Source organism: Streptomyces sp. WI03-4A (assembly GCF_033792105.1).
GTDB lineage: Bacteria > Actinomycetota > Actinomycetes > Streptomycetales > Streptomycetaceae > Streptomyces > Streptomyces collinus_A.
The window spans coordinates 1-12,131 of record NZ_JARAUO010000004.1; the positions used below are offsets into that span (position 1 = coordinate 1).

The window sequence follows — 12,131 nt, forward strand, 5'->3', positions numbered from 1 at the left end:
GTCGATCGCCATGCGGACCGAGTCCTGCACGCCGTACCGGCACCAGGTGGAGCCCACGCAGGACTTCACCGTGCGCAGCGACTTGCCGTAGGCGTGCCCCGGCTCGAAGCCGGCGTCCACCAGCCGCGCCCAGATCAGCGGGAGCTGCTCCACCCGGGCGCCGAACATGTCGTAGGTGCGCCGGTCGAGGTACGTCAGCGCCTCCTTGACTGCCCGCAGGAGAGAGCCGGTGAGAACGTCGAGCTCGTCCAGTGCGCGCAGGGCCTGGGCCCATTCAAGCTCGTCGAGCCGGGCGAGCAGTGAGGTGTCGCTGGTTTCGGCGTGTGCAGCTCGTTCCTTCACTTCCTCGCGCAGGGCGGCAAGGAGTGTATGGGCGATCTGCTGGCCGGTTCCGAAAGGGCTGCGGCGGTGCATGGTGATCAGGTCGCGGAGCCAGGCCGGCCGGCGGCCCGGGTCCTTGAGATCGGCCCCCTTATGCAGCCGGAGAGTGACCGAGTCGATCGCACACCGGGACCAGTCAAGCTCGCTGCCTACGGGCTCGACCCTGCCACCACCACCGCACTGCGCGCCTGGGCCCTGCAGTGGGACGACGACCTCGCGGCCCGCCTCCTCGCAGAGATTGATATCCCAGACATCGACTGATGAGTCCTTGCCCCTCCACGTGTTGAAGCTGTCGGCCGGGCGGCGGGTCCCTCTCCCGACTGCATCACCTGAGTCGGTCGTCCCAGCAGCCGGCGCAGCACCAAGGGCTGACTGGCAGCCAAACCGAGCGTTTGTTCGGCGGTGGCCTCAGAGGTGACTGGGCGGACTGGTCGCACTGCGCAAATTCAATCGGACGCCATTACTTGATCTTGAGGCCGGCCCTAGGCTGATGGCGTGACAGCCAGGGGCGAGCGGTCAGGTCCAGGTCCTCGAAGCGTGATGCGGTGGTCGCTGAGCCTGCATGTTGCTGTTGTGCTGGTGCTTTCCGCCTTCACGGTCGGCATCGTCGCGGCCGCGCTCTGGCTGCTTCTGGGTACGCCTCGGCTGCACGTAGCCGGACCACTCAAGCCCGGAGATATTTACGACGGCATCAAGATCGCATTGGCGATCGTCGCTGGAGCTGGCGGCGTGGTGGCTCTGGTCGTCGGCTACCGGCGCCAGCACCTCAGTGAGGTGAGTGAGGAGCGTGAGCATGGCAGATCCTTCACCGACCGGTTCGGGGCCGCAGCCGATCAGCTCGGGGCGGATCAACCAGCGACCCGGATGGCGGGTGCGTATGCCTTGGCCCGGCTCGCCGACGAGTGGCGCCAGGAGCGTCAGACCTGTATCGACGTGCTGTGCGGCTACCTGAGGATGCCCTATGCGCCCGATCCTCCGGCCAACGAGTCGGCCCTCGTCGCCTGGCAACGCGAACGTGAGATACGCAAGACCGTCCTCCGGCTCATCGCCGCCCATCTGCGAGATGACTCACCCGAATCCTGGCAGGGGTACGACCTCGACTTCACCGGAGCCGTCCTCGACGAGGCGTACTTCCGTGGCGCCCGCTTCACCGGCGCCGACATCATCTTCGTCAACGCGCTCTTCGTTGGCCACGATCGAGACCAGGTGGTCTTCGACGAGGTCGAATTCGCCGACGGGAGTTGCGTCTACTTCCGCCTCGCCGAGTTCCGCAGCGGCACCGTCCGCTTCGACCGGGCCGTCTTCAGCGGCGGCTGGGTCACCTTCGACAGTGCCCGTTTCGCTGGCGCCCGTGTGAACTTCCGCGATGCCGCTTTCAGCGCCGGAGAGATCCGCTTCGAGGACGCCGAGTTCTCCGGCGGTCTCGTCGACTTCGCCGGATCCAGCTTCACCGGCACCATCGTGGGCTTCGGTGAGCACCGCCTGCAGAGCCTCCACATCACAGTCCCGCCCGCCCGCTTCACCGGCGGCACCGTTGATCTTTCCCGTACCGCGACGTTCACTCACCCCCCGCGCTTCGGACTGCCAACAGCCCCAGAGGGGCTCCTGCTACCCCCCGGGACCAACATCTCCGAACTGTCCTGACAGGGCCCAGGTAGCGCCCTTCCCGCCACGCGGGCAGCCGGGGCGATCAGCGCCCTGGCCGGCCGACACGGCCCGTACGCTCCACGACCGAGCGGCCGCAGCCCTTTAGACCGTGTCCTACATGGTGAGCTTGAGGAGTCACCTGTAGCAGCAGAGGGCTGCGGCAAGTCCGAGAAAGGCCAGGTAGTTGCGGGGGTTGGCGTTCGTATCGGAGGCTGAGTCTGCGGTAGCCGGACAGCCAGGAGATGGGCCGTTCGATCACCCACCTGCGGCGGCCCAATCGTTCGCTAGACCGTGTCCTACATGGTCAGTTGACAGTCGTACCGGACATGGAGAGTGGACGGTGGGGATGGATCGTTCCGGACGGCTTGCGGGAGATCGCGAAGCCGTTGCTGCCGCCGGCGCGGGCGCGGCCACAAGGAGGGCGGCGTCGCGAACATCGACTGCCCTTTTTTTCGTCGTCGGTGGTGGTCAGCTTCCGTACAGACTTGATGTGCGTGTAGTCCGCGGCGTACGTACACCAGAAGGCGTGGTTCGTAGGCTTCCAGTCGGCCGGCCCGCTGTCGGACTTCGACGTGTTCGACGACTCCGACGCGATGAGCAGTTGGGGGTCCTTCAGGTCGTTGCCAAAGGAGCGCCAGGCCTCTGCCAGGGGCACCATGTGGTCGATGGTCGCCTTCGCGACCTCGGTGACATCTGTGTCTTCATACGCCGAGTACCAGGACCCGGACTCCGGCTGGCAGCTGCTCGACTTGTCCTGGACGTCCTTGCCGTCGCGGGCGAGGACCGCCTGGCGGGTGGTGCAGCCGCCGGGCTGGGTGGACCAGATGTCGAACTTGTCGCGGGCGTAGCCGTCCATCGAGTGCAGAGCGGCCACGCTCAGGCCGGCCAGTTCCTGCCGGGCGGTCGATGTCGTCGGAGGCGGGTCGGCCAGGGCCGGGGCAGCTCCGAGGGTGGCCAAAAGCAGTGCGGTGCGGGCAGGCCGAGGACGGCACGGCGCATGAAGTCTCCAAAAAGTGTGGGAGGTTTGGAGATGCGCACACGAGAAAACCGCACGCCTCCACCTGCAACAGCGGCGGCATGCCTTCCGGCATTGGCGGCCTGAACGAGGTCGACACCGGCAACGACTGCGTGCAGACCTACGCCACCCGCGTCAAGCAAGGCGAATGGCACCTGTACGACGACATCCGCGGCGCTGCTCCGACCTGGAAGGAGGTCTGTGGCCGCTCGGCGATGTCGGGCTGGATCAACTCCACCTCGATGGGCGGGGCCTTCAGCTCGGGCTTCTCCGGCAAGTACCGGCTGCTGGACAAGGACCCGTACTGGGTGGACCATTAGCACCCGCTCGGCCACCGGCAATGACCACGGCCGACCCCGCAGCCTGCCATTGCCACCCCGCTCCCGCAGCACCTTCAACAGTCCCGAAAGCTGCGTCATCCGCAGCCCCGTGAACGTCTCCACCCACACCCGCTCAGCACGTGACACCGCGGCCATACCTAGGAGATGCCCAGCTCGCGGCCTTGTGCAACACCCTTTAGGGGCGGCTCTGCCGCCTTCGAGCGAGGCTGCGCAGCCCTCGCGCAGTACAGGCAAGAGGGCACGTAGGTGCGCTCCTCGTGGCCCTGGCCACCGCCCTCAACGCGGAAGATCAGCCCCCGCGATCAGGATGAACCTGGTGCCCCTGAGGCGATGATCTCGTTCGACGCGCACGCCGCAGCCTGACCCAGCCCGAAGCCCCCGCCTCGGAAAGATCCGGCCGGCGGGGCTTCAAGGTGAAATCAGTCAGTGAGACGTTCCAGGATCGGCGCCTACAGATCCTCCGGTGGCCGGACGTAGAACTCGTTCCCCTCGGGATCAGTCATCAGAGCCCATCCACCTTCGTCCCACTCCAGCACCCGGCCCCCCATAGCGGTCAGCGTCTCGGCCAGTTCCTGGACTGTTCCGACGAGTGGACTAGTGACCGGCCGCATGGACGACACCGGCCCCTGGGAGATCGTCAGGCCGTCCATTCCGGGAACGAGACTCCAGAAACGACGAATGTGTTCCAGATCAAGGGCCTCGAACGCGAACTCCATGGGGCTCCTTCGTCTGCAGTCCACGTAGGTGTCGCCCGAGTCCGCGATACCGGTTTCGCTGAAGTGTCCGTGGTACTCGACCTGAAGCGTCACCTGCGTGTTGTACGTCTCCTTGTGGCCATCATGCACGCACTTGAGCGGCTTCGTCGTCACTCGGCCGCTGCACTTCGTCCACCCGCTGTCCTTGTGCTTCACCGCGTGCCAGTGCCCGTCATAGGCTTTGAGCCGCTGAAGATCGACCTGGGCCCGGCACTTGTCGGACACCGGAGTCGAGCAACCCGTGTAGTGCCCCTGGGCGATCAGTCCCCCGTTGTAAGTGAGCTTGAACGGCTTCTCGCCCTGGAAGGTGCACCACACGTACGCACCAGGATTCTTCACGGCGACCTTGCCCGTGCTCCGGACTGAAGCCAGCGCAGCCGACGCCGTGGTGGTCCATCCACGGAGTGCCGGTGCGGTACTTGAACGCGATCGCGTCGATGACCTGCCGGTGATCCCGCCACCGCCCTCCCCGCCTCGGAGTCCGGTCCGGCAGCAGCGGCTCGATGCGTGCCCACTGGGCGTCAGCCAACGACACACATCAACCAACGATCAGATGATCCGAAGTAAACGGCTTAAAGGGTGTTGCACGAGGCTTGGTGGCGGCATGTCTGGATGATGGCTGACCTGCTGTTTCACCCTGCCATGGCGAAGTGCGCGTGGTGGCTACGGCCTGGACGGCGTGATGGAGGCCGTCGCCCCTTTGGCGGCAGTCGCGGAGGACCTTCCAGTTCTTCATGCGAGCCAGGTGTGCTCGACGCGGGCCCGCACCCGCCGGTGCTCGGCGTTGTCTTCCTCCTGACCGCGCAGGAGGGGGCGTCCGGCTCGTCTGCGGTGCGGGACGATCAGTCCCGTACCCAGGTAGGCGCCGTCCGCGATCACTGAGCGTTTTCAGAGTGGCCACTGATCGGGTGACGAGGTCGACGTCCGCAACGCACGAGGCTCCTCTGCTCGCAGAACAGGGTGACCCGTGGATTGGCCAGCGTCACAAATCGCAGTCGCCCATCCGACTTACCGCCCGATCGACCGCTGGGTCGTAAGCGGACCGTGTTTTGGCTATCCGGCTTTCGCCGCCTCCACCGCCGCTACGAGCGCAAGCCGGAGCACTTCCTCGCCTTCACCGCCATCGCCGCGACCCTCATATGTCACCGCAGACGCCGTCGACGGGTCCGTGCGGCACCTGCCGGACTACATCCGCGGCAACGGCAGCTCTGTCCTCAACAACAGCAGCCGCACCGCACGCATCTACCAGAAGGACAACTACTTCGGCAGGCACGTCTGTGTCGGACGCGAAGGCGGCACCATCAGCGACCTGCGCTCCTACCAACTCAACGACACCACCCACAGCCTGCGCAACAACGACACCCCCTGCGGCGCCTGAGCGACCGACGGGACGGGCTGACACCCAGGCGAGCGAGCATCGATCAGCCGCCTTTCCTCCTGCTTGCGTCGGATCGGCCACGAGCAGCAGGAAGGGGCCCGGGCGCGAAGGTTCCGGCTGGCCCGCCCCCCGCCCCTCCCGGGCGAGGGGCGCGGCTGTTACGCCTACACCGCTCCCCCGAGCCGCTGGTAGAGCACGTACCGGGACCGTCGGACACGGGTGACGAGCCCGGCCCGGTGGAGGATCTGCAGGTGGTAGGAGACGGTGGCCGGACTCAGGTAGAGCCGCTGGGCGATCTCCGTCGTGGAACGCGGTTGGCTCAGCTCGGCCAGGAGCTTTCGCCGCATCGCCCCGATCAGCGGGTGGTCCTGGGCGGGCGGAAGACAGTCGACCTGCGCGGCGGGATACACGATGAGCGGAGTGCGCGGCGCCGGCGTCCCGGGCGGTTCCCCGGCGCAGAAGAGGGCCCGGTCGACGAAGACGCTCGGCGTGAGGATCACCGCTTCCGCGTCCAGCGTCAGCCGGTGGATGCTGTCCGTGCGGAGGTGGACGAGCAGTTCGCCGTCGCGCCATTCCAGGTTCGGGGCCAGCCGGTTGAGGGCCTCGACGAGCCCGTACTGGGCGATCTCGGAGGCCCGGGCGGTGACGTCGGCCTCCAGTCGGGCCCGGATGGCCGGCCACGAGGGCTTCAGCGCCGCGTGCCAGAACCGCGCCATCTCGTCGGCGAGTCGGCGCGCGAAGTGGTCCTCCCCCCGGCCGAGGGCCTGCAGGAGCTGCCGCGGCGCCGGGCGGCCGGAACCGGGGTCCCAGGAGTGGCCGTTGACGGCCCCGGCCAGCTCGTAGCGGATCCGTTCCTGCGGGGTCGTCGCGATCTGGTGCAGCGCGGTGTCGAAGTCGGTCAGGAAGGCCGGGGGTTCCGGCCGCAGGAAGTCCGGGGCGTAACCGAGGGGGCCTCCCCCGCCGACCACGGCCAGCAAACCGAGCCGGTGACGGGTCAGCGCGTCCGTGGTGCTGGTCCGCCAGGGCGGGGTCAGGGTGCCTGGGCTGAAGCCGACGAGGCGGAGCAGGTCCTTGGCCGAGCCCATCGGTGAGACCGCGAACCTCACGCCCCCCAGCCCTCGGGCGCCCAGGCGGATCCGGATCACACGCGTTCCCCCTTCGCCAGTCCCTTCGAAAGAAATCGAATCATTCGACCGGTCAATCGGCATGGCGTTTCCTGGATTCACCGCAGAGACCGGCCCCGAAAGGAATCCAGGACCCATGATCGTTAACAAGAAGCTGGCCACCGTCGCGACCGCCGTGGCAGCCCTCACCGTCGGTGCCTCAGGCGCGGCATCCGCCCAGGCCGCCGAGCCCGCCGCCCACCACGTGGCCTGGGAGCATGGCCAGGCGCCCGGCGCCCGGGCGGGCTCCCTCACCGCGGGCATCTACGTCCGGATCTACAGCCTTTACCAGGCGACCCCGGGCCAGTGCCTGGACGCCGACGCCACCGCCGGCGGCAACGGCACCAAGGTCCAGGTGTGGGGGTGCAACGGCACCACCCAGCAGGAGTGGCTGCTGTCCACCGACGGCAGCCTGCGGAGCGTGCGGTTCCCGAACATGTGCCTGGACGCCGACACCAGTGGCGGCGGCGCCAACGGCACCCGGGTGCAGCTGTGGCAGTGCAACGGCACCACCCAGCAGCAGTGGTACCACCCCTCCGGGGACCTGGCCATCTACAACGTCCGCTTCAACAACGGCAACAACACCGTGCTGGACCGCGACACCAACGTCCCCGGCAACGGCGCCCGGGCCCAGCTGTGGGGCAAGAACTTCCGGTCCCAGCAGTGGTGGGACATCCGGACCGCGTGACGCCTCCGACGCCGTCGGCGCCGGTGCCCGGTGAACAGCACGTCTCGACGCGGAGGGAACACGCATGAACGCAGCGGCACGTACCCGGAGGAAACTCAGCGCGGGGGCCGTGGGGCTCGCCGCCGCGATCGCGTTCGCGGCGGGGGTGACGCCGGCCTCGGCGTCGGCACCGACCGCGATCGCGTCCCCCTCGGTCAAGGACGGGGAGATCGTGGAACTCTGGAACTACAACAGCCAGCACTGCCTGTCGGTCGGCGCCGGGAGCACGGCGGGCGGGGCCGGGATCATCCAGTGGTCCTGTTACGGCGGCGCCGAGCAGTACTGGGGCCTCTACCCCATGCCGGACTCCGGCGGCGGCTACGAGGTCGTGAACAAGAACAGCGGCAAGTGCCTGGCCGATCCGGCGAGTTCGCCGAACGCCGGTGTCCAGCTGATCCAGTACGGCTGCGACAAGGGAGCGGAGCAGACCTGGTACTTCGACCGGAACCCGGACACGGGCTTCGCCCAGATGTGGAACCGGGCGAGCGGCCTGTGCGCCGCGGTCGGCGCCTCGAGCACGACGCCGGGCGCCCCGGTCGTCCAGTGGCCCTGCTACGGCGGCGCCGAGCAGCGGTGGACGACCTCCGCCTGATCGCCGACCGGGCCGGCCACAGGCGGCCGTTGACCGACGTGTCGCGGCTTCTTCCTCACGGAGCCGCGAGACGGCCCGCCCGGGCCGCGCCCCTCGCCCTCCCCCCGTTCACCCGATCGTGAGTAACAGACACAACGGAGACCTGCGCCTCAAGGGCCGATGCATTGAGCATTCAGCCGCACGTCCCCTGAAAGGCTGAGGCGGAGAGGGCAGGATTCGAACCTGCGTGGACCCCGAAGGGCCCGACCGTGAGGCGAGCTTGCTGGTCCCCGATCAACCACTCCGGGCACCTCTCCCCGGCCGGGCACCCGAGGCAGCCAGCGGGTCAGGGCGCGGCAGGCTCGCTTTGTGCTGGTGGCCGGTCGGGGATGAGGCGGGGGACGTTTCTCACGAGCCGCCGCCCTCGGGCCGGCCTGCGGCGATAGCTCAGCCAGCCGCTTGGCTGCCGTCCCTCTCCGGCGGTGGGCCCAAGGTAGGCATGCCGAGGTCGGTCCGCGCTGGTGCCGTGCGGCAGGCAGATGTCCGGCGTCGGTGAAGTACGACGAGGACTCCGAGCCCGGCTGCGACGGCGAGGACCGCGAGGGCGGGTATCCAGAGCGCGCCGATCGCGGAGGTGACGCCGATTCCGCCGAGGACGGCCAGGAGCGGGCCCGCGCAGCACACCGCGCAGGCGGCGATCGCGGCCGCGCCGGCGCCGAGCGTGCCCCAGGGCCGGGACGGACGGGCAGAGGAGGCGGTCATGCGGGTGCTCCGAAGAGGTCGTCCAGCATGCCGGCGGCGGACTCGGGGGCCCGCACGTCCAGCTGGAGAGCGGTCGGGGTCAGGTGCAGGGTGAAGTCGAAGAACGCGCAGCAGCCCTGCTCCGCCGCGGCCAGCTTCGCGAGGTCACCGGCCAGCTCAGCGTCTGCGGGGAAGGACAGTCGAAGGCCGTCGGTGATCTCCTCGTGGCTCGTGCCTCGTGGCCTTGGCGACCAGCTGCTGCCACTGTGCGGTGCGCTCGCCCAGCTCGGCGCCGCCCGGGGTGCAGGCCACCGGGACCTCCCGCCACGGCTCGGTGTCCATTGAGAAGCGTGTCGGCGACAGCTCGATGGGCACAGGCTCGGCCGCCGGCGCCGAGCTGGTCGTGGTGCAGCCGCAGTCCGGCCCGCACGCCCCCGTCGGAGCCGGGCCGGACAGGTCGGCATGAACGCGAGCCAGGTGGGCGGAGAACGCACGCAGCTCGGCGATCCGGCCGTCGGTCTCCGCGATCCGCCTCCAGATCAGCGGCAGCATCCGTGCCCGGACCGAAGCGCACACCCCTTCCTCGCGGACGGCCAGGAGCTCGCGGATCTCGTCGAGGGCAAGGCCCAGGAGCTTGGCCGAGGAGATGAAGGCCAGGCGCTCCACCGCGTCCTCTCCGTACACGCGGTACCCGGACGGCGTGCGGTCAGCAGGCAGCAGACCGGAGTCCTCGTAGAAGCGCAGCGTCGTGGCCGGAACGCCGGAGCGCTGGGCCAGCTGCGAGATGCGGTAGCTCGTCACACAAGCGACCGTAAACCTTCGACCCGACTCGAAGGTCAAGTCGGAGCGGCCGAAGCGCCTCCGCTCGCGAAAGGACCTGCTCAGCACACCTGGTGTGCCCGTGGCGCAGGCGGCGTGGGTGGCACTCGACCACGCCCACCGACAACTCGACCTCACCCCGCAGCAGCGGCTAGCAAGCCGACACGTACGCACCCTCCCCATCACGGCAGCCATGACCCTCGCCGACCTCACCACCACACTCACCCTCCTCATCACAGCCGGCCACTGACCGCGACACGGGCACCGCTCCGGTACCGACCAAAACCCCCGCCCGGGTTCTGGCCGTACAGGGTCCGACCCGCACGCAGCACGGCTCCGGCTCACAGTCGGTACCGCTCCGGCTCGCCGCTAGTCGGCACTCACCGCCGCGTCAGGCCCCCGGCACCGCCGGCGGGCCGGCGTCCGCGCTGCGGCCCGCTCGTGCCGCATGCAGCGGTCCCCGGACCGGGCCCCGAGCGGGCGGCCAAGACGTCGGCGACGACTCCGGTGACCACGACGCAAACGCTCTCGTGCAACACAGCCACGACCAACTCCTGGCGCGGCCAACTCCCCAGCGACGCACCAACCCCGGGGCGTCGGCCTTCGCACTCACCGCCGGACAGGCCGGTGACGCGCCCGCCTCCACTCACGTCACGGCCCGCCTCCACGCCCTTCGGTGACGAGGACGCCCCCGTACCAGGCCGGACGTGGCCCTGGCCGACAAGACGTACTCCTGCCGCGCGATCCGCAAGCACCCGCGTAAGCGCGGAAACCAGGGCAGTCACCCCCGTCCGTCTTCTCCACCGGGGATGCCTGGGCATCGTCCCCGCCGACGGCGCCCCTCCCTTCACTCGCCCAGGCCAGCACGTAGGCATCGACTCTCGGCAGCGGGCGATGGCCGAGCGCCCATGGTGGCGGCTTGCCCGCCGACGTCGGGCGGCACGGGCAGCTCGGTCGTCCGGCGGCCTGCTGGTCCACACTTCATCGCAGGGACCGTGTGATGAGCCGCTCCATCGTCGCCTCAGGCAGTGCCGGGTTGCTCGCGGCGGCCTGAGCAAGGCAGCCGTCAGGGGCGTCGATCAAGGTTTCCAGGGCCGAGAGGGCGATGGCCGGGTTGGCGGCCGCGTGATGGCGGGCGGCGGGATCCTGGACGGCCAGGCAGAGAAGCAGCGTCTCGGACCGCGTCGCGGGGTGGCGGGCGATCTCTCTTAGGGCGCGCCGGGTGACGGCCGGGTCCGCCGCCATGCGGTGGAGCAGTGCGGTGGGACAGCCCGGGTGGCGGGCCACCGCGGCGAAGATGGGCGGTCCGTGCCGTTCGACCAGTACGGCGAGCCGTTCAGGGTTCAGTTCCGGGCGGGCGGCGATTCGCCGGGCCACGGCGATGTCCGGGTCGCCGGCGAGCTGTTCGGCCAGGTGGGCGGGCAGCCGCGTGCGGTCGGCGACGAGCGCTCTGACCTGTGCCACCCGGCTGCGGGCCAGCGCGCGCAGTTCGGACTCGGTGGCGGACTCGACGCGGGGTGCCGGTGCGGTGGGCAGCCGTTCATGAGCGGCCACGGCGACGAGCAGGTCGAGGGGGACAGCCGGGTTCTCCACGACGGCTCGGCGGACCTCGATGGCGCGGTCGGCGGCGAGTGCGCGCAGCACGCCTTCGCAGACGGCGGGGTTCGCCGCCACGGCGGCGCGCACGTCACAGGAGGGATGAACGGCGAGCCGGTTGAGGAAGTCGGCCGGCAGGTCGGGCCGGGCGGCGAACGTGGCGACCGTCCGTGCCTCGGGAGCATCCAGGAAAGCAGCGAGGCCTTCATAAGGCACAGCCGGGTGGCCGGCGGCCGCCAGCCGGACGCGCCGGATGCCGGGTGCGTGATCCACACACCCCCTGTCACGGTTGTGGCAGGCACCGCAACGGGTCGGGGCCGGCTGCCCGCCGTCACCGAGGAGGGCGGCGAGCAGCGCGGGCGGTGCGCCCTCGTGGCCGGCGACGGCCTCACGGACGACGGTGCTGGGGTGGCGGGCGAGGTCGGGAAGCAGTTCGGGCGGCAGGTGCGGGCTGCAGGCGGCGTCCGCGACGACCCTCGGGTCCGGATCGCGGGCGAGGGAGGCGATGACATCGACCGGTGCGCCGAAGGCGCAGGCGACCTCCTGCCGCACTTCGGCGTCCGGATCGGTGGCGGCCTCCCGCCAGGCGGCGGCCGGAGCCACCCCGCCGAGGACCGCGTCGAGCAGCCACCCCGGGTGGTCCCGCGGAACGTCGGGCCACGGCACGAGCCCGCTGCGGACCAGAGAGCAGGTCAGCGACGCCTCGCCGACGGCGAGCAGACTCCTGACCTGCGACGGGGTCAGCCGCTCACGCGCGGCGAGCGTGTACTGAACCTCGTCGTCGCCGCTCGCCAGGAGCCGGGCGAACAGCCTCGCGGGCAGGGCCGGATTGTCGGCCAGCCCCAGCAACGCGTCACGCAAAGGGTCCCTCTCCTCGACGACTCGGCCCGCCGGCCACCTGGTAGTAGCTGTCTACGACAGGCCGATGTGACAGGAGCCGGTGTAACAGGAGTGGAGCTCCGCCGTCCATCGACTGGAGGGCGGCGGCCCGCCCGCC

The 12,131-nt window shown here is 69.7% G+C and carries 13 protein-coding genes and 6 pseudogenes; 8 read left to right on the top strand and 11 right to left on the bottom strand.

The window, feature by feature from the left end; all coding sequences use genetic code 11:
* The coding region (locus tag PV343_RS06415; protein WP_319146036.1) for a hypothetical protein at nucleotides 1-342 on the bottom strand (342 nt) is incomplete at its 3' end.
* A gap of 27 nt (nucleotides 343-369) precedes the next feature.
* On the opposite strand from PV343_RS06415, the gene PV343_RS06420 reads away from it, so the two are divergent.
* Together PV343_RS06420 and PV343_RS06425 are read left to right on the top strand one after the other, a co-directional pair.
* Nucleotides 370-642 carry a hypothetical protein gene (locus tag PV343_RS06420; protein WP_319146037.1) on the top strand — a complete coding sequence of 91 codons (273 nt, stop codon included), beginning with the start codon at nucleotides 370-372 and terminating at the stop codon, nucleotides 640-642.
* Between the two features lie 312 nt (nucleotides 643-954).
* A complete protein-coding gene (locus tag PV343_RS06425; RefSeq protein ID WP_319145802.1) occupies nucleotides 955-2,025 on the top strand; it encodes a pentapeptide repeat-containing protein in 1,071 nt (356 codons plus the stop codon).
* Between the two features lie 138 nt (nucleotides 2,026-2,163).
* Here PV343_RS06425 and PV343_RS06430 read toward each other — a convergent pair.
* Together PV343_RS06430 and PV343_RS06435 are read right to left on the bottom strand one after the other, a co-directional pair.
* A pseudogene (locus PV343_RS06430) lies at nucleotides 2,164-2,317 on the bottom strand (transposase); the annotation flags it as partial.
* A gap of 15 nt (nucleotides 2,318-2,332) precedes the next feature.
* Complete coding sequence (locus PV343_RS06435; RefSeq protein ID WP_319146038.1) at nucleotides 2,333-2,986, bottom strand: HNH endonuclease; 654 nt, start codon at nucleotides 2,984-2,986, stop codon at nucleotides 2,333-2,335.
* A gap of 119 nt (nucleotides 2,987-3,105) precedes the next feature.
* Here PV343_RS06435 and PV343_RS06440 point away from each other — a divergent pair, with 119 nt between their 5' ends.
* The gene (locus tag PV343_RS06440) at nucleotides 3,106-3,363 is read left to right on the top strand and encodes a hypothetical protein (RefSeq protein WP_319146039.1); all 258 of its coding nucleotides are present in this window, start codon (nucleotides 3,106-3,108) and stop codon (nucleotides 3,361-3,363) included.
* Here PV343_RS06440 and PV343_RS06445 read toward each other — a convergent pair.
* The 4 genes and pseudogenes from PV343_RS06445 to PV343_RS40315 form a co-directional block, all read right to left on the bottom strand.
* Nucleotides 3,355-3,519: pseudogene (locus PV343_RS06445) on the bottom strand (IS5/IS1182 family transposase); the annotation flags it as partial. The gene PV343_RS06440 and the pseudogene PV343_RS06445 sit on opposite strands and share 9 nt — an antisense overlap.
* Before the next feature lie 314 nt (nucleotides 3,520-3,833).
* Complete coding sequence (locus PV343_RS06450) at nucleotides 3,834-4,478, bottom strand: hypothetical protein (RefSeq protein ID WP_319145803.1); 645 nt, start codon at nucleotides 4,476-4,478, stop codon at nucleotides 3,834-3,836.
* 64 nt (nucleotides 4,479-4,542) lie between these two features.
* A pseudogene (locus tag PV343_RS40310) lies at nucleotides 4,543-4,674 on the bottom strand (transposase); the annotation flags it as partial.
* 126 nt (nucleotides 4,675-4,800) lie between these two features.
* Nucleotides 4,801-5,021 (bottom strand): annotated as a pseudogene (locus PV343_RS40315) (transposase family protein); the annotation flags it as partial.
* Between the two features lie 84 nt (nucleotides 5,022-5,105).
* Here PV343_RS40315 and PV343_RS40320 point away from each other — a divergent pair.
* Nucleotides 5,106-5,291 (top strand): annotated as a pseudogene (locus PV343_RS40320) (IS5/IS1182 family transposase); the annotation flags it as partial.
* A 16-nt stretch (nucleotides 5,292-5,307) separates the two neighbouring features.
* Nucleotides 5,308-5,517, top strand: coding sequence for a peptidase inhibitor family I36 protein (locus tag PV343_RS06465; RefSeq protein WP_319145804.1), 210 nt, complete (start codon nucleotides 5,308-5,310; stop codon nucleotides 5,515-5,517).
* Nucleotides 5,518-5,681: 164 nt separating this feature from the next.
* Here PV343_RS06465 and PV343_RS06470 read toward each other — a convergent pair whose 3' ends face one another.
* Entirely contained in the window at nucleotides 5,682-6,623 is a 942-nt protein-coding gene (locus PV343_RS06470) for a helix-turn-helix domain-containing protein (protein ID WP_319145805.1), read from the bottom strand.
* 154 nt (nucleotides 6,624-6,777) lie between these two features.
* Here PV343_RS06470 and PV343_RS06475 point away from each other — a divergent pair, with 154 nt between their 5' ends.
* Complete coding sequence (locus tag PV343_RS06475) at nucleotides 6,778-7,368, top strand: RICIN domain-containing protein (RefSeq protein WP_319145806.1); 591 nt, start codon at nucleotides 6,778-6,780, stop codon at nucleotides 7,366-7,368.
* A 64-nt stretch (nucleotides 7,369-7,432) separates the two neighbouring features.
* Nucleotides 7,433-7,999 carry an RICIN domain-containing protein gene (locus PV343_RS06480; RefSeq protein ID WP_319145807.1) on the top strand — a complete coding sequence of 189 codons (567 nt, stop codon included), beginning with the start codon at nucleotides 7,433-7,435 and terminating at the stop codon, nucleotides 7,997-7,999.
* 201 nt (nucleotides 8,000-8,200) lie between these two features.
* Here the strand turns inward: PV343_RS06480 and PV343_RS06485 are convergent.
* Together PV343_RS06485 and PV343_RS06490 are read right to left on the bottom strand one after the other, a co-directional pair.
* Nucleotides 8,201-8,295, bottom strand: a pseudogene (locus tag PV343_RS06485).
* A 601-nt stretch (nucleotides 8,296-8,896) separates the two neighbouring features.
* A complete protein-coding gene (locus PV343_RS06490; protein ID WP_319145808.1) occupies nucleotides 8,897-9,520 on the bottom strand; it encodes a heavy metal-responsive transcriptional regulator in 624 nt (207 codons plus the stop codon).
* Between the two features lie 100 nt (nucleotides 9,521-9,620).
* On the opposite strand from PV343_RS06490, the gene PV343_RS06495 reads away from it, so the two are divergent.
* Nucleotides 9,621-9,788: a hypothetical protein gene (locus PV343_RS06495; protein ID WP_319145809.1), complete on the top strand. Its 168-nt coding sequence runs from the start codon at nucleotides 9,621-9,623 to the stop codon at nucleotides 9,786-9,788.
* A gap of 731 nt (nucleotides 9,789-10,519) precedes the next feature.
* On the opposite strand, the gene PV343_RS06505 is transcribed toward PV343_RS06495, so the two are convergent.
* Complete coding sequence (locus tag PV343_RS06505) at nucleotides 10,520-11,995, bottom strand: hypothetical protein (RefSeq protein ID WP_319145810.1); 1,476 nt, start codon at nucleotides 11,993-11,995, stop codon at nucleotides 10,520-10,522.
* Between the last annotated feature and the right edge of the window lie 136 nt (nucleotides 11,996-12,131).

Excerpts from the sequence above, each read along its gene's own strand:
- PV343_RS06420 (WP_319146037.1), top strand. The coding sequence starts at position 370 with ATGGGCGATCTGCTGGCCGGTTCCGAAAGGGCTGCGGCGGTGCATGGT.
- PV343_RS06440 (WP_319146039.1), top strand. The coding sequence starts at position 3,106 with ATGCCTTCCGGCATTGGCGGCCTGAACGAGGTCGACACCGGCAACGAC.
- PV343_RS06475 (WP_319145806.1), top strand. The coding sequence starts at position 6,778 with ATGATCGTTAACAAGAAGCTGGCCACCGTCGCGACCGCCGTGGCAGCC.
- PV343_RS06480 (WP_319145807.1), top strand. The coding sequence starts at position 7,433 with ATGAACGCAGCGGCACGTACCCGGAGGAAACTCAGCGCGGGGGCCGTG.